The following is a 22,186-nucleotide window of genomic DNA, read 5'->3' as shown; positions in this document are numbered from 1 at the left end:
GAAAGGAGCTCCCCTTGACCGATCAACCTCCTGCGGCCAGCCCCAACCTCTGGCAGCGCATCCCTCTGTGGCAGAAAATCCTCGCCGGCCTGGTGCTCGGTGTACTGGTCGGCGCCCTGATGGGCGAACAGGCCAGCCTCTTCAAGCCCCTCGGCGATATCTTCATCAACGCCATCAAGATGCTGATCGTGCCACTGGTGTTCTCGACCCTGGTGGTCGGCATCACCGCCATGCGCGATCCACAGAAGATGGGGCGCATCGGCCTGCGCACCATTGCGCTTTACCTGCTGACCACGGCCTTTGCCATCGCCATCGGCCTGTTCGCCTCCTGGCTGTTCCAGCCCGGCGTGGGCCTGGAGATGAGCTTCGACTCCGGAGTCGAGGCCAAGGAAGCGCCGAGCCTGCGCGAGATTCTGGTCGGTCTGGTCCCCCAGAACCCGATCGACGCCCTGGCCAGCGGCAACATCCTGCAGATCATCGTCTTCGCCATCGGACTCGGCATCTCGCTGACGCTGATCGGCGAGAAGGGCGAACCCGTGGTGAAGGTCTTCGAAAGCTTCGCCGAAGCGATGGTCAAGCTGACCAATATCGTCATGAGCTTCGCGCCCTTCGGGGTCTTCGGGCTGATCGCCCACGTGGCAGGCAGCTATGGACTGGAGGTGCTGCTGCCATTGGCCAAGGTGATCGGCGTGGCCTACCTGGCCAGCGTCCTGCACGTGCTGCTGGTCTATTCCGGGCTGCTGGCCCTGCTCGGCCGCCTCAACCCGCTGCGCTACCTGCGCGGCATCCTCGATGCCCTGGTGGTGGCCTATTCCTCGGCCTCATCCTCCGGCACCCTGCCGGTCTCGCTGCGATGCGCCCGGAACAACCTCGGTGTCTCGGAAGGTGTCGCCGGTTTCGTGCTGCCGGTGGGCGCGACCATCAACATGGACGGCACCGCCATCTACCAGGGCGTGGTCGCTGTATTCATCGCCCAGTTGCTGGGCGTGGACCTGAGCATGGCGGACTACGGCATGATCATCGTCACCGGCACCCTGGCCTCGATCGGCACTGCCGGCGTGCCCGGCGCAGGCCTGGTCATGCTGTCGATCGTCATGGCCCAGATCGGCCTGCCACTGGAAGCCATCGCTGTGATCGCCGGTATCGACCGTATCCTCGACATGGCCCGTACCTGCGTGAACGTGGCCGGTGACCTGATGGTCACGACCCTGGTCGGCAAGAGCGAAGGCGAGCTGGACGAGAGCGTCTACAACGCCAAGACCTCGCGCTGAGCCCTCCCCGCCAGCGTGAAGCCAGCAGGCCGCCACCCGCCCCGGCAGGTGGCGGCCGCCCCACGACCGAACGATCACTCCGCACGGGGCCGAGATGCGCGACGCCAGGCGCCCAGCCGAGGCATGGGGTCCAGCTCGCCCTTGAGATACTGCTCGGTAGTCAGCAGGAACAAGCGCCGGAAGAGATCATGGATGGCCTCTTCCCGGCGCATTGCCAGCAGCTCCGGGTCCTCGTCGCGTTCCAGGTCGTCCCTGGGATATTCCCAGGCCATGCGTACCGAGCCCGAGCTGACATCGCAGATCTGCAGGATGGGATTCGTACCGCGAAACGCCGTCTTGATGTGATAGGCCATGTCACTCTCCCTCGCGTTGCTCGCTCGCCGGGCCGATCCTGATCGGCCCCATAGATGATAACAATTATCATTTTTAAGCTTGGCCAGGGGACGACAATCTGTCAAGGCGATCAAGTACGGAGCGCGGCCTCCACGATCTCCCTGGCCTCATCGCTCATCGGCAGCCCCAGGGCCAGCTCGCGCGCCTGCGGCGACATCTTGCCCCACGTCTTGCGCACGATGCGGATCAGGTGGTCGCGCTCCACCTGACGCGAGAAATCCGCGAAGTAGTTCTCCAGGAACACCAGGCAAGCGCAGTCCTCCACCGCCTGGGTGCCGGCATCACGCCCCAGGCCCTGCTTGCGGATCATGCGCGCCACGCGCTCGGCATCCTCCTCGTCGAAGCCCGCCTCGCGCATCAGCGTCGCCGTGATCTCGCCGGCACGCTGCCCCTGGTCGCGACGCCAGGTGAGATACCCTACGCGGCCCTCGGGATAAGCGTCGCGCGGTATCTGCCAGCGCTGCAGGTGCTGGCCGCGTACCGCCAGGCGAACGAGTTCGTCGGGAGAGGCCTCGAGGCGCTCCAGCCAGGCGCTCATGCGGCCGGCGTGCCACAGTTCCTTGGGCAGGGACTGGCCCTCGACCTCTACCCGGCGCGGGTCTTCCGCGTGCAGGGCATCCAGGGCGTCAAGCGCCCGCTGATAGGCAGACGATGCTGACATGATGTTCTCCTCCTCGAGGGCGTTGTCGACGGTCGCCTCCATGTAAACACGCCAGGCTGGCCAGAACACCGATTTGCAGGAAGCACCATGGCCCGGTTAGGTTATTGCACGAATGTTCAATAAAAGGATAGCCATGTTTACCCACCGCTCCGTGTTCTCGTCCACGCTCGCCCTGCTGGGTGGCGCCACTCTCCTGACCCCAGTGGCCGCCCAGGCCGACGCGCTCGAACAGCAGCGCCAGGACCTCGAAGACTTTCAGGTGATCGCCCATCGCGGCGCCAGCGGCCACGCTCCCGAGCACACCTGGCCGGCCTACGACCAGGCACTGGCCATGGGCGCCGACTACCTCGAGCTGGACGTGCACATGAGCGCCGATGGGCAACTGGTCACCATTCACGACACCACTCTTGACCGCACTACCGATGGCCAGGGGCCAGTGAAGGCGCACAGCCTCGATGAGCTCAAGTCGCTGGACGCCGGCAGCTGGTTCAACGCGGCCCACCCGGAACACGCCGATGATGCCTACGCCGGTGCCGAGCTCCTCACCCTGGACGAGGTCATCGACCGCTACGGCCAGGACGTGCGCTACTACATCGAAACCAAATCCCCCGCGGACTACCCCGAGCTGCAGGACGCCCTGGTCAGCAAGCTCGAGGCCGAAGGCCTGGTGCGCTCGGGCTCGGTGGTCATCCAGTCCTTCAGTCAGGCCAGCCTCGAGGAAGTGCACGACCTCAACCCCGACATCCCGCTGATCCAGCTGCTCTGGTACTCCCCCAGCGAAGACGGCGAGACGCTCGAGGAATGGACCGGCGTCACCCCCAGCCCGGCCGACATCACCGACGCTGACTTCCAGGCCATCGCCGACTACGCCGTAGGGGTCGGCCCCAACTACCTCTATGACGGTCAGCCGGTCATCGACGCCGACTTCATCGACCAGGCCCATGCCAACGACCTGCTGGTGCACGTCTACACCATCAACGAGAAAGACCAGATGCGCCAACTGCTCGACTGGGGCGTCGACGGCCTCTTCACCAACTTCCCCGATCGGTTGAAGGAAGTGAGGGGGGAGTGAGGGAGCAAATCCTCCATATCGTATCTCTACGTAGATAATCGCTGACGTCATTCCCCGCAGGTGCGGGGAGCGGAGCAATTGCTTAATTCGGGGGTCCGTCACGTACGGTTTATCCCCGCAGGTGCGGGGATCGGTCCACCACATTCAATCGCTCGCTAATTGAGCGCGGTTTATCCCCGCAGGTGCGGGGATCGGGACCGCCCGACCCTCGAAGGATTTCCACCAAGCGGTTTATCCCCGCAGGTGCGGGGATCGGCAGGGCGATGAAGGCAACCCGCTCCCCAACGACGGTTTATCCCCGCAGGTGCGGGGATCGGGCGTGATCGACTGGCCGTCGAACCAGTTGGCCAGCCCGGCATAAGGCACCGGCTCAGGAGGCTGAGTGAACCCGGTCTCCTCGAGTGCTCGCTCAGCCCGGTCGAGCGCTATCGGCCAGTAATCAGCCAGCGGCATCTCCTCCTGGCAGTAGGTGAAGTGATCACGATTGGAACCCAGCCAGTCGCTGAGGGTCGCCCAACCGGCCACCGTCCAGCTCACCGCCAGAAAGGCTTCCCGCCACGCTTGGGATACCATCTTGTCGACCGGCCAATCGGGTTCAATCAGAGCGGCCCAGTCGGCGATGAAGGCTCGAGCGGCCTCGCTATCCGAGGCACTATCGTCACGCTTGAAGAACTCCGATAGCTCCAGCCCTCCGGCATCCACCGGCTGGCCATGGTGACCGAACATAGGTGCCAGCAAGGCACGCAAGGTTTCAGCCAACTGTCGGCGTTCACGTCGCGGTGGCAATTCTCCGGCCCTGCCCAAGGCGCCATCCTGCCACCACTCCATCCAGTGTGACTGCCAAAGCACGGCTCCCAAGCGATCATGGCGCTCGGTATAGGCTAGCCGCTTGATTGGCGGCACTAGCACTACCCCTTCAGGCTGTGCCAACCCCTGGAAGGTGCGGGAAAACTTGCCAACGTCATGCAACCCAAGCAGAAAAACGAAGAAACGCCGCAGGTTAGTTGGTGACATATCCAGCTCGTCAGCCAGACGCCTGGTGAGAGGATGTTCCGGCGCTAGAAGCAGCCATCCTACAGCGGCAACATCCAGGCTGTGGTAAGGCAGCAAATGACAATGATCGCCACCCTCCGCTGGCTTGGCCTTGCCCCAATACAGGTAATACAGCATTCCTGTCTCCACAGCGCGACACCATCCCTATCCAAGCACGGACGCTCCGTCTCCGCCACCGCTGGACATCCATCCACAATACTCTTCAACCCGGCGTCGAACCGGGGCACTATCATTAAGGTCGAATGTGGCAACCATGGATGGAGGCCGTCATGAATGCGCATATGCCCCTTGCCTGGGATACCCTGGCACGCTATCGGCTGATCGAGATTCTGGCACTGTGGGAAGGCCGCGTGGTGGCCGGACAGATCGGCGAGGCGTTCGGTATCGGTCGCCAGCAGGCACAGAAGTTGCTGCGACGTTACCGGGATCTGGCGCCGGAGAACCTACGGTACGACGATACCCACCACGGTTTTCTACCGAGTCCGAACTTCCTGCCCCGCTTTACCCAGGGTCGGGTTGATGAGTACCTACACCTGCTGAACGCTCACGACTCTCTGGGATCGCCCTTCGCCGGGCTCGGCATGGGCGCGGCAAACACAGAGTCGTTGCCGATGCCAAGCCGGACGATATCCCCAAGCGTCGTGCGCGCCGTGGTCAAGGCGGCCCGGGAGGGGCGCCGGTTGGAAGTGACGTATGCATCCTTCTCGAGTCCGGCGGGAGAGGAGCGCATTCTCGTGCCGCACACCCTGGTGTTCGCCGCCGGGCGCTGGCATGTGCGAGCCTACTGCGAGAAGCATCGCAACTATCGGGATTTCGTGCTGAGCCGTTTTCGCGGCGTGCCGGAGGAGGCCGGTGCGATGCTCGGCCAGCATGATGCCGCGCATGACGAACGCTGGCAGACCCGCGTCGCGGTGCGCCTGATTCCTGACCGGCGCCTGCCCCAGGACGAACGGGATCTACTGGCGCTGGATTACGGCATGTACAACGGCGAGCTGGAGCTGCACTGTCGCGGCCCCCTGGTGCGCTATGCCCTGCGCGAACTGGGCATCAACCCGCACCATGCGGAGGCCAATCCCCGCGCTCAGCAGATCGAGATCGCCAACCGCGAGTCATTGGCCTCCTGGATCCTCTGGTCCTGAAGCCTTCCAGGACCGATCGATGAGCCGGGGTTAAAACGTGTAGACCACGCCAGCCGTCACCATGTCGAGATTGCCGATGTCATCGGTATCGAGACGTTCGAGCTCCAGGCGTCCGGTCAGGCCGAACAGGCCGAATCGCGCCCCCACACCATAGACGGGATCAGTGCCGGAGAGGTCGCCGCCGACACCACGGCCGTGCCGCTCGGCGTCCCAATCGGCCATGCCCGCCTTGGCATAGAAGCCCAGCGGCCCCTGGCTCCAACCCAGTACACCGGTGGCCTGAACGCTCTCGACATCGAGACTGGCCGAGTCGCCGTTCGCCTCGCCGTCGAGGGTATCGGCGTTGACGTAAGCCAGCTCCGCGCCCACGTCCAGGAAGGGCAACCAGCCAAAGTTGTACCCTCCCACCAGCTTCCAGTGCTCGGCTTCGTCGTCGAAGTTGCCATCACCATGCGTCTGACCGACACCGCCACCGAGGTAGAGGCCAGTATTGCCGGTAGCGAAGGCATTGGGGGCCGCCAGGGCCAGCAGGCCAGCCACGCCCAGGGCGCCGAGCGTCGGCACTACGCGTTCGAGGAACATCGCGTCATCCTTGAAAAGAAAAGTGGACGCACAGTTTAGCAACCCCACCCCATCGACAGTCATCATGAAAACGCCGCCAGCCCCGGGCAGGACTGACGGCGAAGCGGGACGAGCCGGCGCGGATCAGGCCGGTGGCTGCTCGGGGCTGTCCGGCATGTTGATATGGCCAGGCTCCATCCGGTTGAGGTGGAGGAACTGCATGTGCCGCTCGTACTGGTCGAGCACGTCCTCGATCACCTGCTCCCGGCTATAGCCCATCAGGTCGTATCCCTGGCTGCCTTCCATCAGATAAACCTCGACCCGATAGTAGCGTTTGCCCGCCTGAGGGGTATGCATGGCGAAGCCTGGCGTGGGGAAGCCCTGGCTCCACACCTGATAGGTGAAGTTCTGTTCGTCCTGCAGATCGACGTTCAGCGACATGTAGTCGTAGCCGTTCTGCACACCCTGATTGACCTCCACCTCGACACCTTGCTCGCTCAGGGAGTCACGCACGGCCTCCAGTGCCGGCAGGCACGTCTCGTTCATGAAGCGCTTGGCCTGCTTCTCGTTGGGGAAGCTCATGGCTCGCCTGAGACGGTGTTGCCAATTGTCACGCTTGCCACGCTCGCCGCCAGTGCGACCGGAAAGGTGGCCCGACAGGCTGAGCAGGCGGCTGTCCTCCTTGATGGCCTCCATCTTCAACGCCTTGTGCAGCCCGGCAATCATGAAGAACAGCACGATCGAGAAGGGCAGACCGGTAATGACCACGGCGCTCTGCAAGGCGCCCAGCCCACCGGCCAGCAACAAGGAGAGCGTCAATACCCCGATCACCATCGACCAGAGGATACGCATCCAGACCGGCGCGTCGGAGTTGACGTTCTTCAGTATCGAAGTGAAGTTAGACAGTACTAGGGCACCGGAATCCCCCGAGGTAACGAAGAACACGATGGCCAGGATGCTGACCGCCATGGTGGTGACGATGGGAGCCGGGTACTCCTCGAGGAACAGATAGATCCCCGCCGGCGGATTTTCCATGATGCGCTGGCCGAAGTCGGTCGCTCCGTTCATGGCCATGTCGATGGCACTGTTACCCAGCAGCGACATCCACAGGATCATGAAGATGATCGGCAACGTCAGCGTACCCAACACGAAGGTACGGATAGTACGACCGCGCGAGATACGTGCCAGGAAGAGACCGACAAAAGGCCCCCAGGCAATCCACCAGGCCCAGAAGAAAAGCGTCCAGGCATTGAGCCAGGTCTCGGGCGGGTCGAAGGCATAGGTGTTGAACGACATGCTGACGAAACCGGAGAGGTAATCGCCGATGTTCATCACCAATGCATTGAGGAGGAAGACGGTCTTGCCGGCGAACAGCACGAACAACAGCAGCAGTACGGCCAGCAGAATGTTGAACTCGGAAAGACGTCGAATGCCGCGTTCTACCCCGGTGACCGCCGAAATGGTGGCGAACAGCACGATGCCCAGCACCAGCACGACCTGGGTCCAGGTACTCTCGGGAATGCCGAACATGTAATCCAGGCCAAAGTTGAGCTGGATGACACCGATTCCCAGGCTGGCGGCGATACCGAATACCGTGCCGAGCACGGCCGCCGTATCGACGACATGCCCGATGATGCCATAGATGCGCTGCCCGAAGATCGGATACAGGGCACTCCGAATGGTCAACGGAAGATTATGGCGATAGCTGAAGAACGCCAGCGACATGCCTACCAGGGTATAGATGCCCCAGCCGGACAGGCCCCAATGCAGAAAGGTCAACTGCATGGCGTGACGTGCCGCGGCAACCTGTCCGTCGGGGGCTTCCGGCGCGCTGTAGAACTGGGTGACTGGCTCGGCCAGGGCAAAGAAGATGACCCCGATGCCGATACCCGCCGAGAAAAGCATGGCGGACCAAGAGAAAAGGTTGAAGTCGGGTCGGGAGTGTTCCGGGCCGAGGCGTATCTTGCCGTAGCGAGAAAAGCCCAGATAAATCACGAAGCCCAGATAGATCACGACGGTCAGGAAGTAATACCAGCCGAAGGTCTGGGCAATCCAGCCCAGTACGGCGCCGATTACAGCATTGGCCTGCTCGGTGCGCAGCATCGTCCACAACGAAAAGACGACGATACCGACGACGGAGCTGTAGAAGACGATCGGGTTGAGACGATCGCGTTCTTCGACCTCCTTGTGCGTATCCGTGGTCATAGAGTGAACTCATCTTGTTGGAAGAAAAGGGGGGAATGCAGGCTAAAGATAGCCGCATGGCCAGACTATACCCGGCCAAAGGCGCTGCATCGCAACAATTTTCTCTGATGATGTCAACGCAGCTCCACTGTCGGCACGGATCACCAGCGGCCGCCTGCCACTGACGAGAGCCCCGTCCGATTGGCCTCGACTGTTATGTTATGTTATAACTTCTGCGCCTTATCGGAGGTTTCTCGCCATGGCGCATCGCAATCACCGTCACCGCCCCGAAGGGCCGTGCCACTTTTCCTTGATGTCGCTGTCCGCGACGCGTCGCCTGCTGCTCGCCACGGCACCGCTGGCCCTGTTATGGCTGGCGGTGGCCTGGGTACTCGGAGGAGCGGGCTGATGGCGCGCCTGCAGCTCCACGACCTGCAGTTGGCCCGAGGCGGGCAGACCGTTCTCGAACACCTGGATGGCCGCTTCCAGGACGGCGCGATTACCGCCTTGATCGGCGCCAATGGTGCCGGCAAGAGCACCTTGATCTCGGCGATCATGGGCATGCTGCCACCGGTCGCAGGCCGAGTGGAATGTGGCGTATCACGGGAGCGCTGCGCCTGGCTGCCCCAGCAGCTTGCCCTGGACCTGACCTTTCCGATGAGCGTCGAGGAACTGATCATGACAGGCACCTGGCCAAGCCACGGTGCCTTCAAGGGATATTGTGCCGCGCATTATCGCCGGGGCCGGGAGATCATGGCCCGGCTGGGTATTTCCCACCTGGCCCACCGCCAGTTGGGCGAACTCTCCGGCGGCCAACGCCAGCGTGCCCTGATCGGCCGCACCCTGATGCAGGAAGCCGAGCTGCTGCTGCTAGACGAGCCCTTTGCCAACGTTGACGGCGAAACCGTCGAGGTGCTGATGGAAGTCCTGCGCGACATGGCCGCCGCCGGTACGACCATCCTGGTGGTACTGCACGACATGGAACAGTTGTCGCGCCTGGCCGATGACGTCCTGCTGCTGGCCGGCGGCCATGGCCGCTGGGTCGGCCCCGAGGCCTTGCTCGACTACCACACGGGGCAGCCCGCCCGCGCCCCACGCCTGCCCATCGATTTCTCGGATATTCCCCATGCTGGCACTGCTTGACGCCTGGCTGCTCGCACCTTTCGATTACGGTTTCATGGGGCGGGCAGCCGTCGCTGGCCTGGCCCTGTCACTGGCCGCCCCGCCGCTGGGGGTCTTCCTGATGTTGCGCGGCATGAGCCTGATCGGTGACGCCATGTCGCACGCCATCCTGCCCGGCATTGCGCTCGGCTTCCTGTTCGCCGGCTTCTCGCTGCCGATCATGAGCCTGGGCGGTATTCTGTCGGGGCTGGTCGTGGCGGTACTGGCCGGCAGCGTCTCGCAGATGACCGGCCACCGCGAAGACTCCGCCATGGCGAGCTTCTTCCTGATCTCGCTGGCCGCGGGCGTCATGCTGGTATCACTGGGCGGCAGCAGCGTGGATCTGACCCATGTGCTGTTCGGCTCGATACTGGCCGTGGACACCACGGCCCTGCTGTTGATCGCCAGCATCGCCACACTGATCGTACTTTCGCTGGCGGGCATCTTCCGCGCCCTGGTGGTCGAGTGCCTCGACCCGCTGTTCCTCCGGGGGCAGGGCGTACGCGGCGGACTGGTGCATGGCGTTTTCCTGGGCCTGGTAGTGCTCAACCTCACTGCCGGCTTTCAGACCCTCGGCACCCTGATGGCCGTGGGGCTGATGATGCTGCCTGCCACCACCGCACGCTTCTGGAGTCAGCGCCTGGAGGGCTTGATCGTCATCGCCATCGCCATCGCCTTGATCGCCAATCTGGGCGGCCTGCTGCTGTCGTACCATTTCAGCCTGCCCTCCGGCCCGGCGATCATCCTGCTGGCGGGGCTTGCCTACATCGTCTCGGCGTTGTGCGGGCGCCACCATAGCCTCATCGCTCGTCACCGCCGTCGAGCCGCCCCTCTCAACGCGCCCCAGCCCCACTGACCGTTCAGGAGATCTCCCCATGTCATCCGCCACTCCCGTCAAGCGTCGCACCGCACTGATCGCCGGCCTATCCGCCCTCCTGGCCATGCCCAGCGCCCTGGCCGAGGAGCGCGTGCAGGTCATCGCCAGCTTCAGCATCCTGGCCGACATGGTCGAACAGGTCGGCGGTGAATACGTCGAGGTCGACGCACTGGTCGGCCCGGACAGCGATGCCCATGTCTATTCACCGCGCCCCGACGATGCCCGGAACCTGACGAATGCCGACCTGGTGGTGTTCAACGGCATGCACTTCGAAGGCTGGATGGAACGTCTGCTGGATGCCGGCGACTACGAAGGCCCCCGGGTCGTGGCCACGGAAGGCATCACCTCTCGGCAGGAGGCCACTGGCAGCGACAACCATGATCACTCGGATCATGGTCATGACGGACACGATCACTCTGGCCATGACCACGCCGAACATGACCACTCGGGCCATGACCATGGTGGTCACGAGCATGCAGACCACGCCCACGCCGAGCACAACCACCATCATGATCACGGCGGCCAAGATCCGCATGCCTGGCTGGACCCGGTGCTCGGCAAACGCTATGTGGCCAATATCCGCGACGGCCTGATCGCCGCAGATCCGGCACATGAAGCGGCCTATCGCCAACGTGCCGAAGCGTACATGGCTGACCTGGACGCCCTGGATGCCGAGATCCATGAGCAGATGGCGGCACTGCCCGAATCCACCAGCGTCATTACCGGCCACGATTCCTTCGGCTATTTCTCGAAAGCCTATGGGGTCAGCTTCCTGTCACCAGCTGGGTTGACGACGGCCACCGAACCCAGCGCCGCCCATATGGCCGAATTGATCGACGTGATCAAAGCCAACAACGTTCAGGCTCTGTTCCACGAGAGCATGACCAGCCCGGCGATCATCGACCAGCTCGCCGAGGAAACCGGCCGCCCGGTGGCCGGCACACTCTACTCCGGCGCCCTGTCGCCCGAGGGCGAAGCCAGCACCTATATCGGCATGATGCGCCACAACGCTCGCGTGCTGCACGACGCCCTGGCCGACCCGGAAGCCGAAGGCGCTTCAAAGCCCGAGTCACAACACGAGCACTGATCCCCACTCAGAGCCGTACGACGAAAGAGGCCGCCCTATCTCGGGCGGCCTCTGTGGCGTTCAGGTGCGGCGGTTCGGGCCTCGCAGCCCGCCTCTCGGCGCCTGGCGTCAGTCGCCCTTGTCGGCCATCCGCGCGGCCTCGACCACCTCGATCCAGTAGCCGTCCACGTCCTTGACGAAGACCACATCCGGCATCTTGCCCTGGTCGGCGCGCTTGATGAACTCGACCTCATTGGCATCGAACCAAGCCTCGGCGGCCTTCAGGTCCGGCACCGCAAAGCAGATGTGTCCGAATCCCTGAGGTTCGGCGTTACCGTCGTGATAGGCGAAATCCGCCTGATCCTCGGTACCCCAGTTGTGGGTCAGTTCCAGCAGCCCCTTCTGGCTGAAGGTCCAGACGCTGCGCTCCGCCTTGTCTTCCGGCACCTCATCGCCTTTTTCGAGCTTGGCCAGAAAGTACAGGGAGAACTGCATCTCCTCGAAATCCAGCTTGCGCAATACCTGCATGCCGAAGACACGCGAGTAGAAGTCCAGCGCCGCCCGGGGATCCTTGACGCGCAGCATGGTGTGATTCAGACGGAAGCCATCGGTCTCGGCAGCCGGCGACTTCACGCCGGGATATTGCTCACCCTGGAAGCTCATGGTCTTCTCCTTCGCATATGGATCGAGATGCCTGAATGGGGGCAAGACACCAGAATTTCCACCCCAGGAGCAGAATGGCGATACGCCCGACGGGATTCTACATTGAGGGAAGAGACCACCATGCGAAGGGGCTCATCATGGCCGCCAGCGACCTCTCCCCGGGTGATCGCATCACCTACAAGCAACTCTCCCACGCCCTGGCTCACGGGTTCTCGCCCATCGTCGAGGTGGAATCCCAGGATGGGATCTACACGGTGCGCCTCCACCATGCCAACGGCGTATCCACCCTCACCGACAAGGCAGGGCATACCTGCACCTATTCGGGCACCGGTGAGATTCGCGAACGCCTCGGCGAACTCGGGCTGACCCATGGCGTCCTGACCTGGGACGATCAATGCGGCGACGAAATGATCGGCGTGCCAGGACACGCCATGACACCCGAGGAACGCTTGACTCACGGCACGCGCATCGCCTTCCGCTAATACTCGCCAGCGCCGACATCACGGGCTAATCTGTTTCGGGACGACCGGCCGAAACATCTGGATAGCCCTGCTCGGAGCACACATGCCGCGACGATCCACCTACCTGCACCGTTCCGCGCCACACCTGCCGAGATGGCCCCTGGCGCTGTTGCTCCTCCTGTGGCTGGCCGGTTGCGCCGGCCCCGACCTGGCCACCCGCGATGACGGCAACCTCTCCATGGAGCGCGCCATGATCCTCTCCGAAGCGCGCCAGGCACTCGGCACGCCCTATCGTTTCGGCGGCGACACACCGAGAGGCCTGGACTGCTCGGGACTGGTGCAACTCGCCTACGCCCGAGCGGGCATCAGTGTCCCGCGCACCTCCCGTCGGCAATTCGAGACCCTGCCGCCGATCGATGAGGCGCGCCCGGGCGACCTGCTGTTCTTCGACACCGCCGGAGACGGCGATGCCAGTCACGTGGGCATCTACCTGGGCCATGACCAGATGATCCACGCCCCCGGCCGCGGGCGACGCGTCACGACCACACCAGTGGGGCTGGAATACTGGCAGAAGCGATATCTCGGCGCCGCCGCCCCAGCGCCCTAGCGAGCGTCTATGAACGACTTCGCTCGGCCATATCGGCGCTGAATTGCAGCTCGAGGGGCTCATTTGGCGCACGTAAACGACCTCTTTGCGCTTACATCTTGCGCTCTGCCGTCTCGAAGCTAAGCGTGAATTCGACTGAGCATATGGCCAGCGGTTGTTTCCACCGGCGCCTTCATCGTGCAATGCTTGAAGCCGTCGAACCGGCACCGTCTCTCGATGCCATCAACTCAACTGATAGGAGCCTGACATGTCACTGCAACTCGGCGACATCGCGCCAGATTTCACCCAGGAAAGCACCGCTGGCACCATCAATTTCCACGAGTGGGCCGGAGACAACTGGGTCATCCTGTTCTCGCACCCCAAGGACTTCACCCCGGTGTGCACCACCGAGCTCGGCGAAGTCTCGCGGCTCAAGCCAGAGTTCGACAAGCGCAACACCAAGGCGATCGGCCTGTCCGTGGACCCGCTCGAGGATCATGAAGCCTGGGCCGGCGACATTCAGGAAACCCAGGGCCAAGGGTTGAACTTCCCGCTGCTGGCAGACAGCGACCGCAAGGTCAGCAACCTCTACGGTATGATTCACCCCAATGCCAACGACACCCTGACGGTGCGTAGCGTCTTCATCATCGACCCGAACAAGAAGGTCCGCCTGACCATCACCTACCCGGCCAGCACCGGCCGCAACTTCGCCGAGGTGCTGCGCGTGCTCGACAGCCTGCAGCTCACCGACGAGCACAAGCTGGCCACCCCGGTGAACTGGCAGGACGGCGACGACTGCATCATCGTTCCCGCCGTGAGCAACGAGGAAGCCAAGACGCTCTTCCCGGAAGGCTGGGACGAGCAGAAGCCTTATCTGCGCCTGGTCAAGCAGCCCAAGCGCTCTTGATCGACACGGTGGCGGCCGAGGTCGCCACCGTTTCATGACGCTGTCATTGAACATTCAAGCCCCGTTAAAACAATGGGGGCTATGCTTGCGCTCCCTTGCTGCAACGCGTGAGGAACGCACGATGATGACGCATCATGCTTTACCCGCCTCCGAGGCAACTCGCTATCGCGCCGGAGGCCTTATCCTGGCCGGCGTCCTGACGCTGGCCCTGGGTTGGGTGATCGCCTGCTGGGAAGTCGGTGGTCTGCCGCTAGGGCTGTTGGGCCTGGCCTCGGCCGTTGCCATCCTGCTTTTCACCGATGAAGACGGCGATACCGATACCCCGAGCACCAACCCCGCCTCCCTGCTGCACAGCCTCACGCATGCCTGCCTGCTCACCCTGGCCGTCCTGCAACTGGCCTGACCCCTCTTTACAGGCCCCGACCGGGCACGGATAGTAGAAGGTCGACGACAGGGGCGCCGGACGCCATGCCGCCCGGCTGAGACGCACCCTCATCACCTGACCCGGATAATGCCGGCGGAGGGAGTCGTGCCGGCCCTTCCGGGGCCAGCACCTCCCGCCGCCCGGGAGGCGCCATGCATACCATCGATCTCGCTCACCACCTGGGCCGCGTGCGCGAGACCCGCCCACTGGTTCACAACATCACCAATCATGTCGCCATGAACACCATGGCCAATGTGCTGCTGGCGCATGGGGCCTCGCCGGCCATGGCTCATGCGCGCGAGGAAGTCGGGGAGTTTGCCGCCCTGGCCGGCGCCGTGACGCTCAACATCGGCACGCTGTCGCCCGACTGGGTGAATGCCATGGAAGATGCCGCCCGCGCCGCCACTGACGCCGGAACGCCCTGGGTGCTCGATCCGGTGGCGGTGGGAGCCACGGCCCTGCGCCGCGAGGCCGGCGCCCGGCTGCTGGCACTGTCACCGACTGCGGTGCGTGGCAATGCCTCGGAAATCATGGCCCTGGCCGAACAAGGCCGTGGTGGCCAGGGCGTGGACAGCACCGACACCACCGAGGCGGCGGAGCGTGCCGCCGTGGTGCTGGCCCGACGTACCGGCGCGGTCGTCGCGGTCACCGGCGAGACCGACCTCGTCACCGACGGCAAGCGCCTGGCCCGTGTGGCCGGCGGGCATGCCCTCATGCCACTCGTCACCACACTGGGCTGTGCCCTGACCGGCGTGGTGGGCGCCCACCTGGCCATCGGCGAGGAGCCATTCGACGCCTGTGTGGCGGCACTGGCCAGCTACGCCGTGGCCGGCAGCATCGCCGGAGAGCATGCCTCGGGTCCCGGCAGTTTCGCCGTGGCCTTCCTCGATGCCCTGCATGCCCTCGACGCCAACACCCTGACGGCCCGTGCCCAACTGGAGATCACCCATGCGACTTGACCTTTCTCTCTACCTGGTCACCGACCCCGAAATGTGCGCCGAACGGGGGCTGGAAGACACCGTTGCTGCCGCCGTGCGCGGAGGCGTGACCCTGGTGCAACTGCGCGACAAGCACGCCAGCGATGCCGAGCTGGTGCCGGTGGCACGACGCTTGAAGACTGTCCTGGCGGGCAGCGGTGTTCCCCTGCTGATCAATGATCGGCTGGAAGTGGCCCTGGCAAGTGGCGCGGATGGCCTGCACATCGGCCAGGACGACGGCGACGTCGACGACGCCCGGGCCGCCCTTGGTCCGGACGCCACCCTCGGCCTCTCGGTACAGACTCACGAACAGCTTGCCAGGATCGAAGCGGGCAAACTCGACTATCTGGGCCTGGGGCCAGTCTTCGCCACACCCAGCAAGCACGATCACGCCGCCCCCCTCGGCTTCGAGGGCCTGGCCGCCCTGGTCGATGCCAGCCCCCTGCCCACGGTGGCCATCGGCGGCCTGAAGGCCGAACATGTCGAGGCCGTGCGCCAGACCGGCGCCAATGGCCTGGCGGTGATCTCGGCGATCTGCGGCAAGCCGGACCCGGAGGCCGCGGCCCGGGACTTCTTTCAGCCCGCGGCCTCCAGCATGCCCCGGCGCTGACTTCGCCGTCAGGCGGTGGGTCGGCGGTTCAGAGCGACCCGCCGCTCGTGATAGGCGATTGCCAGACCACTGACGATGATCAGGGTACCACCGACGAACACCCACAGGTCCGGCACCTCATCCCACAGCCACCAGCCCAGCAGCACGGCCCAGAGCAACGCCGTATAGTCGAAGGGAGCGGCGAGTGCCGCCGGCGCATAACGAAACGCCAGGGTCAGCCCGATCATGGCACCGACCCCCAGCACGCCAGCCAGCAGGAAGAACGGCCAGTGAATGGGCGCCGGCATCTGCCATACCCAGGGCAGGGTGACCGCCGATACCAGCATCGGCACCAGGGTGGTATAGAAGACCATGGCCCAGAGGTGCTCGCGGTCGCCATAACGACGCGCGGTGATCATCGTCAGGGCATAGAAGATCGCCGCCCCGACCACGATCAGAGCCGCCGGCTGGAAGCTGCTGCCTCCCGGTCGTACCACCACCAGCACGCCGACAAACCCCAGGCAAGTGGCCAGCAAGGTGGTTCGATCGACCCGCTCGCCGAGCAGCGGCACCGACAGCAGGTTCACGAACAACGGTGCGGCAAAGGCGATGGCCGTGGTCTCGGCAAGCGGCAGCAGGGTCAGCCCCCACATGAAGCAGATCATGGTCCCGGTGAAGATCAGGCCACGCATCAGATGAATGCCGGGGCGGCGCGTCGACAACTTGCGTAGTCCGCCATTGAAACGGGCGATCAGCGCAATCAGCGGCAGCGACACCAGGGTACGAAAGAAGATGATCTGCAACGGAGAGTGCGTCTCGCCGAGCCACTTGGTAATGGCATCGCCCAGCGCCAGGCACAGAACCCCACCGCACATGCACAAGATGCCCTTGAACGATGATGACATCTCACCTCCCTAGCATTGTTGCCCCGCGCCGGGCCTCGTGGATGAACCAAAAAAACCACCCCGCCGGCGAGGCCAGCGGGGCGATGTCAACTTGGCTACCAAGCTAATGGCTTCGGCGGGTGGCGACAACCCCGCCCATGGACGTTCAGCGCTTACCGAAGGGGCTGCCTGACTAGAGAGAGGCCTGCACGACCATGCAATCCATCCCCTGTGCCTGCAGGCGTCTGCAAGCGCTACGCGCCTGCCCTTCCTGCATGTCCACCAGTCGCGCCCGATAGACGCCGGCCTCGGCGACATGCGGGACCGCCACACGGGCATCGGCCAGCTCGGCGGTCAGGCGTTCCGCGGCCCGGGCCGCCAGACTCCGCGCATGATCGGCATTGCTGAAGGCACCGACCTGTACGCCCCAACCTCCCGGGCTCGCCGACGCCGCCTCTTGCTGATCGACAACGCGACGGATCGGGTCAGCATCATGGCGCGCCGTCGAGGCAACAGACACCGTGGATGCCGGCCGTGGCGAGGCACTCCGCTCGGACGCCGACGCCATGGCCGGTTCAGAGGTCGAGACCGGCTCGGGTGTCGATGTCACTCCCCCAACGCCCGTATCGGCCGTCGCGATGACCTCATCCTGGGAAGGCGAGCTGGCAGGCTGCGAGTCGGCCGCGGAGGCATTGTCGGCACTCGCCAGCATCTGACCGGACGGCGGTGACATCGGACGCTGCGCATCGGGCAATAGATAATCATTGGTGATCCGGGTATCGGCCAGGAAACCACGCCCGTCGCGCAGCGAGGCACGCAGAAAGCCACGATCCAGCAGATTGGCCATGTGCTCGTCCCGGGAGGCGGCGGTATACCCCCCCATGACCACCGAGAGGATGCGTCGGTCGCCACGCTTCGCCGAGGTTGCCACATTGAAGCCGGAGGCGCGGATGAAACCGGTCTTCAGGCCATCGGCCCCCGGATAGCTGTTCAGCAGATTGTTGTGGCCCGTCAGCGTCTTGCCGCGCCAGGTGAAGCGATCCAGGGAGAAGTAGGGGTAATACTGGGGAAAATCGAGCATCAGACGCCTGGCAAGCAGTGCCATGTCCCGGGCCGTGGTGACCTGACGGTCGTCCGGGAGGCCGGAGGCGTTGCGGAAGGTGGTATTCTGCATGCCCAGTTCATGGGCTCGTGAGGTCATCATCCGCGCGAAATGCGATTCGCTACCACCGAGCGCCTCGGCCACCACCACCGCGACATCGTTGGCAGAACGCACGATCAGCGCCTGGATGGCCTTTTCCACCGGAATACTGTCGCCCGGTTTCAGCCAGAGCTTGGTGGCCGGCATCCCGGCGGCGGTGGATGACACGGGCAAGCGTTGCCCCAGCGTCATGCGACCCTGATCGAGTTTCTCGAACAGCATGTAGAGTGTCATCATCTTGGTCAGAGAAGCCGGATAGCGCGGTGCATCGGCGTTCTCGGCGTAGAGGATCTCACTGGTATCGGTATCGATGATGATACCGGCATAACGCGGATTGTTTGCCTGGGCGGTGCCGGCCAGCAATGCAGCGGCCAACAGCAGAATGAAGGCGAGGCACCATCGCCGTGTCATCATGAGCCCCATGGGTGTCCCCTGAATTTGTGGCTTCCCTACACAAGCGCATTATGACCCACAATAGCGCCCTGTACAGGGGAAAAGGCCACAAAAATCGACGTTTTCATGAGATCCACGTTTTTTAGACGTCCTTCGGGCCCGCCGCCCCTGCCGCGGGCTTCGTTCTTGGTCGCCTTCACGACCCACCCCGCCTGTCACCCTATGACGCCGAGGCGCTGCAACCCCAGCCAGATCAGGCGCAATGCCAGCAGCGTCAGGCCCCAGCGAAACAGGCCATCGAAACGGTGCTCCGACAGCCGGCCCAACAGCCGCAATCCCAGCCAGGTGCCGACCACTCCGGCAGCAATCATCAGGGCGATCAGCCAGAGCCAATCATGAAACACGAAGCCGGCGACGCCGAACACGAAGGCCTTGGTGAGGTGTTGCAGGGTCATGCAGGCAGCGAAGGTCGCCACAGTGGCCTGGCGCGAGCCGCCGTGTTGCTTGATGAAGGCCGCGACCATCGGCCCGCTGGCCCCGACCAGGCTCGACAGCAGGGTCGTGATGGCTCCCGCGATGGCGGTGCCGAGCCGTCCCAGACTTCGCTTGGGCAGGCCAGGTCCCCAGAGGGTGAAGAGCACGAAGCCGGCGATGGTCAACTCCAGCACGCCGGTCGACAGGCGCACCAACATCCAGCTGGCCGCCAGGGCGCCGAGCAGTGCACCGGGAACGAAGGCGGCCAGGATCGGCCAGGTCAGGTGACGTAGCATCATCAACGCCCGGCCGCCGTTGGAGCCCAGTTGCACCATGCCATGTACCGGGATCAACGCTGCTCCGGGCATCACCTGTGCCATGGTCATGATCAGCAGGGTTCCGCCACCGACGCCCATCGAAGCACTGATCATGGACGTCAGGACCGAAAGCAGGATCAACAGAAGGTCGATGCCGCCATCGAGCGGCGACAGGCTATCCAGTAGCGGCATGGCACGTCCTTGCGAAGCGCTGTATCCGTCGAGGTTATGCTCAGAGTTCCGTGCGATAAAGGCCGGACAGATGCCTTATCCCTCATGACGTCAGATTGGCGACCGTTCGCCGGATGGGGTGTCGAACAGCCGCCGGAACCCTTGTTCGTCACCGGAGAAGGTTTCGTCGTCCAGGAACACCTGGCTACGCGCCAGGACGCGCGGATGCCCGCGGATCGCGGTTCTCACTCCAGTGAAGTCACCGATTCGCGCGCCTCCCAGCAGCGTTCCCTCGAAGGCATTACCGAACGGCGAGAGCGTGCGCACCGTCGTGCCGGGGGGAAGCTCACCGCGTTTCGTCAGATAGGCCAGCAGGGCCGTCGTCCCCGTCCCCGTCGGCCCACGACAGATCACGCCAGGGTGCATGTAGACGGCAAGCGGCACATGCACTCCCTTGACGGCCGAGGATTCGAGTTCCCCCGCCAGCAAGACCAGGGCAGGGGGCGGCAAGTCGCCAAGCAACGGATGGTGGATGCGCCACGCCGGATCCAGGCTCGCCAGGAGCGCCCCACAGAAATGGTTCAGCGACTCGATGGTGGTCGTAGCGGGGTCGATGCCCACCTCCGCACCCCGAACCACTACATAGGAGGTGCCACCATAGACCAGTTCGACCGGCACGGTGCCCCACCCCTCGACGTCCAGACGCCGCTCCCCGGTCGCGACGAAGCCCGGTACGGCCTCGTACGTGACCGTTTCCACTCGCGCCGCCCGACAGCCGACGTCCAGCGTGGAAAGGCCGGCGGGTGTTTCCAGCACCAGCCGCTGTTCGTCCTCGGTGGTCGGCAACCTCCCCGCCTCGGCCAGAGCGGCCACGGCACACATGGCGTTTGATCCGGAGAATCCCGGATAGCCCATGGTGCCCATGATGATCAACCCGACATCGGCCCGTTCATCGGACGGCGGCACGATCAGGTTGAGGCAGTGGGATGGCGTGCCATGGGGCGCCGATATGAAGCAGCGCCTCAGCCCATCGGCATCATGCTGCAGGAACTGCGCACACTCGGCGACGCTGCCTCCAGGCAGGCCAGCCACTCCGCTCATGACGACGCGGCCGATGTCCCCTCCTGCCTGCGCCTCCACCACGTCCAGCGAGATCCTGCCCGCCGGTGCATCGTCCCGCGCCATCCGTTCACCTCCGACCACATGCCGCCCCCTGTCGGCAATATAGTCGATCAGCCGACGAGCGCTTCCAGCACCGCCTCACGAGATGACCTCTCGCGCTCGCCATAGAGGGCCAGTTCGTCGGTCACCTCGGCCCCCAGCGCCGCTTCGAAGGCCTCCCGATTGGCATTGCCGGCATAGGCCTCGTTACTGCTACCACCGAGATTCGACTGGAAGATGCCGGCCGCACTGACCGGCAGGAAATCCTCGTAGGTGATCGGACGCGCCGTCACCAGGCCCTGTTCGATCAACGCTTCCAGCTCGGTCTCGGCGACTGTGCCGGCTTCGCGCCCGGCCTCGGTCAGTTGATACTCGAAGAAGGCCAGGCCTTGGCGGCGCAGCTCAGTCTCGGTATCCGGGAAGTCGGCGAACACCTCGGCCAGCACGCGCTGGTGCTCGGCATTGGCCAGTCCCTTGGTGCGCCGACGCGATTCGGTGAGCAACCGATCGTAGAGCGCCCGTCCTTCTGCCGTGAGCGCCACGCCACGTTGCTCGATCTCGCCGAAGCGTGCGGTGTGGGTACCCTGCCGTTCGCCGGCAAAGCGGATCGGTTCCTCCAGGGCCTTGAAGCTGGTCTGGCGCAGCAGGATCGGGCAATCGCGACGCGGAGGACCTTCGATGACCTCCTTGGGATTCATCCCTGCTGCCGGCATGCGTCGCTGGACCTCGTCGATGTCCAGGGTCCGCGGTGTCAGGTGATTGATGTGCGGCCCATGAAAGCAGACCACATCGGCGATCAACCGATGCTCGGCATGCAGCGCCTCATAGGTCTCCAGGTCCACGGTGGCATCCTGGTGCCAGCGGAAGGTCTCCAGGGCTTCGGCCACGAATCGGTCGGCCTGCTCGTCGGTCAAACCGCCCTGCCGCTCGCTGAGCTCGATCAGCTCCCGGGCGCCGGGCGTGAAGATATCGCGCTCGGCGAGAATGCCGGCGGCGCGCTCGCGCAGCTCGGCGCTCTCGATCAGTTCCAGGCGCAGCAACGAGGTGAAGACCCGGAACGGATTGCGCGCCAGGGCCTCGTCGTCGATAGGGCGAAAGGCGGTGGAATGCACCGGTACGCCGGCCTCGGAGAGATCGTAGTAGCCCACCGGGTGCATGCCCATCACCGCGAACAGTCGACGCAGCATAGCAAGTTCCTCGGCACTGCCGACCCGGATGGCGCCATGCCGCTCGACACCGAGGCGATTCAGTTCGTCGTGGGCCTCGAGCCGCGCGGCCAGTTCGGGGTTACGCGCCAGCGTCTCGCGGTTCACCTCCGCGACCAGCTCGAGCAGGGTTTCGTACTGGGGCACCTCGGCCTGGTACATGGCCGACATGGCCCTGGAAAAACGGTCACGAATCTCGTGATGGGAAACGGGGAACGTCATCGGTTGAGCCTCTTGGTGTCGGTCGTCGTAGATGCGGTTGATGAAGTGGAACGCAACGCCGCCAGCAGCCCCTGGAGGGGATGCGGCAGGGTGGCATCCGACAGTCGCCTGGC

The 22,186-nt window shown here is 64.2% G+C and carries 24 protein-coding genes and 1 riboswitch; of the genes, 13 read left to right on the top strand and 11 right to left on the bottom strand.

Going from position 1 to position 22,186, the window contains the following annotated elements; translation table 11 throughout:
• The first annotated feature begins 14 nt into the window (after positions 1-14).
• Positions 15-1,271, top strand: coding sequence for a dicarboxylate/amino acid:cation symporter (locus tag A9O65_RS14950; protein ID WP_064700947.1), 1,257 nt, complete (start codon positions 15-17; stop codon positions 1,269-1,271).
• A 74-nt stretch (positions 1,272-1,345) separates the two neighbouring features.
• Here the strand turns inward: A9O65_RS14950 and A9O65_RS14945 are convergent, their stop codons facing one another.
• Positions 1,346-1,624 (bottom strand): hypothetical protein, encoded by a 279-nt coding sequence (locus A9O65_RS14945; protein ID WP_064702509.1) that lies wholly within the window; start codon positions 1,622-1,624, stop codon positions 1,346-1,348.
• Between the two features lie 110 nt (positions 1,625-1,734).
• Entirely contained in the window at positions 1,735-2,325 is a 591-nt protein-coding gene (locus A9O65_RS14940; protein WP_064702540.1) for a DUF4202 domain-containing protein, read from the bottom strand.
• Between the two features lie 133 nt (positions 2,326-2,458).
• Between A9O65_RS14940 and A9O65_RS14935 the strand changes: the two genes are divergently transcribed.
• Entirely contained in the window at positions 2,459-3,397 is a 939-nt protein-coding gene (locus A9O65_RS14935; protein WP_064702508.1) for a glycerophosphodiester phosphodiesterase, read from the top strand.
• A 231-nt stretch (positions 3,398-3,628) separates the two neighbouring features.
• Here A9O65_RS14935 and A9O65_RS17600 read toward each other — a convergent pair whose 3' ends face one another.
• On the bottom strand, positions 3,629-4,567 hold the full coding sequence (locus A9O65_RS17600) for a CRISPR-associated endonuclease Cas3'' (RefSeq protein ID WP_437438258.1): 939 nt from the start codon (positions 4,565-4,567) through the stop codon (positions 3,629-3,631).
• Positions 4,568-4,719: 152 nt separating this feature from the next.
• Between A9O65_RS17600 and A9O65_RS14930 the strand changes: the two genes are divergently transcribed.
• Positions 4,720-5,589 carry a WYL domain-containing protein gene (locus tag A9O65_RS14930; RefSeq protein ID WP_082920189.1) on the top strand — a complete coding sequence of 290 codons (870 nt, stop codon included), beginning with the start codon at positions 4,720-4,722 and terminating at the stop codon, positions 5,587-5,589.
• 30 nt (positions 5,590-5,619) lie between these two features.
• On the opposite strand, the gene A9O65_RS14925 is transcribed toward A9O65_RS14930, so the two are convergent.
• The gene (locus tag A9O65_RS14925; RefSeq protein ID WP_064700955.1) at positions 5,620-6,171 is read right to left on the bottom strand and encodes an outer membrane beta-barrel protein; all 552 of its coding nucleotides are present in this window, start codon (positions 6,169-6,171) and stop codon (positions 5,620-5,622) included.
• A 123-nt stretch (positions 6,172-6,294) separates the two neighbouring features.
• Positions 6,295-8,355 (bottom strand): choline BCCT transporter BetT, encoded by a 2,061-nt coding sequence (gene betT / locus A9O65_RS14920; RefSeq protein WP_064700956.1) that lies wholly within the window; start codon positions 8,353-8,355, stop codon positions 6,295-6,297.
• A 238-nt stretch (positions 8,356-8,593) separates the two neighbouring features.
• On the opposite strand from betT, the gene A9O65_RS17380 reads away from it, so the two are divergent.
• From A9O65_RS17380 to A9O65_RS14905, 4 genes are read left to right on the top strand one after another with little or no spacing between them, the layout of a single operon-like run.
• A complete protein-coding gene (locus A9O65_RS17380) occupies positions 8,594-8,743 on the top strand; it encodes a hypothetical protein (RefSeq protein WP_170825751.1) in 150 nt (49 codons plus the stop codon).
• Positions 8,743-9,477, top strand: a complete 735-nt coding sequence (locus A9O65_RS14915; RefSeq protein ID WP_064700957.1) for a metal ABC transporter ATP-binding protein — start codon at positions 8,743-8,745, stop codon at positions 9,475-9,477. The genes A9O65_RS17380 and A9O65_RS14915 overlap by 1 nt, the downstream gene beginning before the upstream one ends.
• Positions 9,461-10,351, top strand: coding sequence for a metal ABC transporter permease (locus A9O65_RS14910; protein WP_064700958.1), 891 nt, complete (start codon positions 9,461-9,463; stop codon positions 10,349-10,351). Before A9O65_RS14915 ends, A9O65_RS14910 begins: the two co-directional genes overlap by 17 nt.
• A gap of 19 nt (positions 10,352-10,370) precedes the next feature.
• On the top strand, positions 10,371-11,459 hold the full coding sequence (locus A9O65_RS14905) for a metal ABC transporter substrate-binding protein (RefSeq protein WP_064702506.1): 1,089 nt from the start codon (positions 10,371-10,373) through the stop codon (positions 11,457-11,459).
• Between the two features lie 108 nt (positions 11,460-11,567).
• Here the strand turns inward: A9O65_RS14905 and gloA are convergent, their stop codons facing one another.
• Positions 11,568-12,101, bottom strand: coding sequence for a lactoylglutathione lyase (gene gloA, locus A9O65_RS14900; RefSeq protein WP_064702505.1), 534 nt, complete (start codon positions 12,099-12,101; stop codon positions 11,568-11,570).
• Between the two features lie 137 nt (positions 12,102-12,238).
• Here gloA and A9O65_RS14895 point away from each other — a divergent pair, with 137 nt between their 5' ends.
• The 6 genes from A9O65_RS14895 to thiE all read left to right on the top strand — a co-directional run bounded on the left by A9O65_RS14895 (position 12,239) and on the right by thiE (position 16,066).
• On the top strand, positions 12,239-12,583 hold the full coding sequence (locus A9O65_RS14895) for a DUF6482 family protein (RefSeq protein WP_064700976.1): 345 nt from the start codon (positions 12,239-12,241) through the stop codon (positions 12,581-12,583).
• A gap of 82 nt (positions 12,584-12,665) precedes the next feature.
• Positions 12,666-13,169, top strand: coding sequence for a C40 family peptidase (locus A9O65_RS14890; RefSeq protein ID WP_064702504.1), 504 nt, complete (start codon positions 12,666-12,668; stop codon positions 13,167-13,169).
• 247 nt (positions 13,170-13,416) lie between these two features.
• Positions 13,417-14,055 (top strand): peroxiredoxin, encoded by a 639-nt coding sequence (locus A9O65_RS14885; RefSeq protein ID WP_064702503.1) that lies wholly within the window; start codon positions 13,417-13,419, stop codon positions 14,053-14,055.
• A 121-nt stretch (positions 14,056-14,176) separates the two neighbouring features.
• The gene (locus tag A9O65_RS14880) at positions 14,177-14,458 is read left to right on the top strand and encodes a hypothetical protein (protein ID WP_064702502.1); all 282 of its coding nucleotides are present in this window, start codon (positions 14,177-14,179) and stop codon (positions 14,456-14,458) included.
• A 39-nt stretch (positions 14,459-14,497) separates the two neighbouring features.
• A riboswitch (TPP riboswitch) is annotated at positions 14,498-14,598 on the top strand.
• A gap of 33 nt (positions 14,599-14,631) precedes the next feature.
• Positions 14,632-15,438 (top strand): hydroxyethylthiazole kinase, encoded by an 807-nt coding sequence (gene thiM, locus A9O65_RS14875; protein WP_064700964.1) that lies wholly within the window; start codon positions 14,632-14,634, stop codon positions 15,436-15,438.
• Positions 15,428-16,066 carry a thiamine phosphate synthase gene (gene thiE / locus A9O65_RS14870; protein ID WP_064700965.1) on the top strand — a complete coding sequence of 213 codons (639 nt, stop codon included), beginning with the start codon at positions 15,428-15,430 and terminating at the stop codon, positions 16,064-16,066. The genes thiM and thiE overlap by 11 nt, the downstream gene beginning before the upstream one ends.
• An 8-nt stretch (positions 16,067-16,074) precedes the next feature.
• On the opposite strand, the gene A9O65_RS14865 is transcribed toward thiE, so the two are convergent.
• The 5 genes from A9O65_RS14865 to hglS all read right to left on the bottom strand — a co-directional run bounded on the left by A9O65_RS14865 (position 16,075) and on the right by hglS (position 22,073).
• On the bottom strand, positions 16,075-16,950 hold the full coding sequence (locus A9O65_RS14865) for a DMT family transporter (protein WP_064700966.1): 876 nt from the start codon (positions 16,948-16,950) through the stop codon (positions 16,075-16,077).
• A 172-nt stretch (positions 16,951-17,122) separates the two neighbouring features.
• Entirely contained in the window at positions 17,123-18,544 is a 1,422-nt protein-coding gene (locus A9O65_RS14860) for a serine hydrolase (RefSeq protein WP_369691744.1), read from the bottom strand.
• 194 nt (positions 18,545-18,738) lie between these two features.
• Positions 18,739-19,506, bottom strand: coding sequence for a sulfite exporter TauE/SafE family protein (locus A9O65_RS14855; RefSeq protein WP_064700968.1), 768 nt, complete (start codon positions 19,504-19,506; stop codon positions 18,739-18,741).
• Positions 19,507-19,596: 90 nt separating this feature from the next.
• Entirely contained in the window at positions 19,597-20,670 is a 1,074-nt protein-coding gene (locus A9O65_RS14850; RefSeq protein WP_064700969.1) for a proline racemase family protein, read from the bottom strand.
• Between the two features lie 47 nt (positions 20,671-20,717).
• Positions 20,718-22,073 (bottom strand): 2-oxoadipate dioxygenase/decarboxylase HglS, encoded by a 1,356-nt coding sequence (hglS, locus tag A9O65_RS14845; RefSeq protein ID WP_064702500.1) that lies wholly within the window; start codon positions 22,071-22,073, stop codon positions 20,718-20,720.
• Positions 22,074-22,186: the final 113 nt, after the last annotated feature.

This window comes from Halomonas caseinilytica (assembly GCF_001662305.1).
Classification (GTDB): Bacteria; Pseudomonadota; Gammaproteobacteria; order Pseudomonadales; family Halomonadaceae; genus Halomonas; species Halomonas caseinilytica.
Note: the sequence above shows the minus strand (reverse complement) of the source record. Positions and strands in the feature narration are given on the sequence as shown.

Bases quoted from the DNA above. Each gene is read 5' to 3' on its own strand.
- A9O65_RS14945 (WP_064702509.1), bottom strand. From the start codon at position 1,624: ATGGCCTATCACATCAAGACGGCGTTTCGCGGTACGAATCCCATCCTG.
- A9O65_RS14940 (WP_064702540.1), bottom strand. From the start codon at position 2,325: ATGTCAGCATCGTCTGCCTATCAGCGGGCGCTTGACGCCCTGGATGCC.
- A9O65_RS14935 (WP_064702508.1), top strand. From the start codon at position 2,459: ATGTTTACCCACCGCTCCGTGTTCTCGTCCACGCTCGCCCTGCTGGGT.
- A9O65_RS17600 (WP_437438258.1), bottom strand. From the start codon at position 4,567: ATGCTGTATTACCTGTATTGGGGCAAGGCCAAGCCAGCGGAGGGTGGC.
- A9O65_RS14930 (WP_082920189.1), top strand. From the start codon at position 4,720: ATGAATGCGCATATGCCCCTTGCCTGGGATACCCTGGCACGCTATCGG.
- A9O65_RS14925 (WP_064700955.1), bottom strand. From the start codon at position 6,171: ATGTTCCTCGAACGCGTAGTGCCGACGCTCGGCGCCCTGGGCGTGGCT.
- betT (WP_064700956.1), bottom strand. From the start codon at position 8,355: ATGACCACGGATACGCACAAGGAGGTCGAAGAACGCGATCGTCTCAAC.
- A9O65_RS17380 (WP_170825751.1), top strand. From the start codon at position 8,594: ATGGCGCATCGCAATCACCGTCACCGCCCCGAAGGGCCGTGCCACTTT.
- A9O65_RS14915 (WP_064700957.1), top strand. From the start codon at position 8,743: ATGGCGCGCCTGCAGCTCCACGACCTGCAGTTGGCCCGAGGCGGGCAG.
- A9O65_RS14910 (WP_064700958.1), top strand. From the start codon at position 9,461: ATGCTGGCACTGCTTGACGCCTGGCTGCTCGCACCTTTCGATTACGGT.
- A9O65_RS14905 (WP_064702506.1), top strand. From the start codon at position 10,371: ATGTCATCCGCCACTCCCGTCAAGCGTCGCACCGCACTGATCGCCGGC.
- gloA (WP_064702505.1), bottom strand. From the start codon at position 12,101: ATGAGCTTCCAGGGTGAGCAATATCCCGGCGTGAAGTCGCCGGCTGCC.
- A9O65_RS14895 (WP_064700976.1), top strand. From the start codon at position 12,239: ATGGCCGCCAGCGACCTCTCCCCGGGTGATCGCATCACCTACAAGCAA.
- A9O65_RS14890 (WP_064702504.1), top strand. From the start codon at position 12,666: ATGCCGCGACGATCCACCTACCTGCACCGTTCCGCGCCACACCTGCCG.
- A9O65_RS14885 (WP_064702503.1), top strand. From the start codon at position 13,417: ATGTCACTGCAACTCGGCGACATCGCGCCAGATTTCACCCAGGAAAGC.
- A9O65_RS14880 (WP_064702502.1), top strand. From the start codon at position 14,177: ATGATGACGCATCATGCTTTACCCGCCTCCGAGGCAACTCGCTATCGC.
- thiM (WP_064700964.1), top strand. From the start codon at position 14,632: ATGCATACCATCGATCTCGCTCACCACCTGGGCCGCGTGCGCGAGACC.
- thiE (WP_064700965.1), top strand. From the start codon at position 15,428: ATGCGACTTGACCTTTCTCTCTACCTGGTCACCGACCCCGAAATGTGC.
- A9O65_RS14865 (WP_064700966.1), bottom strand. From the start codon at position 16,950: ATGTCATCATCGTTCAAGGGCATCTTGTGCATGTGCGGTGGGGTTCTG.
- A9O65_RS14860 (WP_369691744.1), bottom strand. From the start codon at position 18,544: ATGATGACACGGCGATGGTGCCTCGCCTTCATTCTGCTGTTGGCCGCT.
- A9O65_RS14855 (WP_064700968.1), bottom strand. From the start codon at position 19,506: ATGCCGCTACTGGATAGCCTGTCGCCGCTCGATGGCGGCATCGACCTT.
- A9O65_RS14850 (WP_064700969.1), bottom strand. From the start codon at position 20,670: ATGGCGCGGGACGATGCACCGGCGGGCAGGATCTCGCTGGACGTGGTG.
- hglS (WP_064702500.1), bottom strand. From the start codon at position 22,073: ATGACGTTCCCCGTTTCCCATCACGAGATTCGTGACCGTTTTTCCAGG.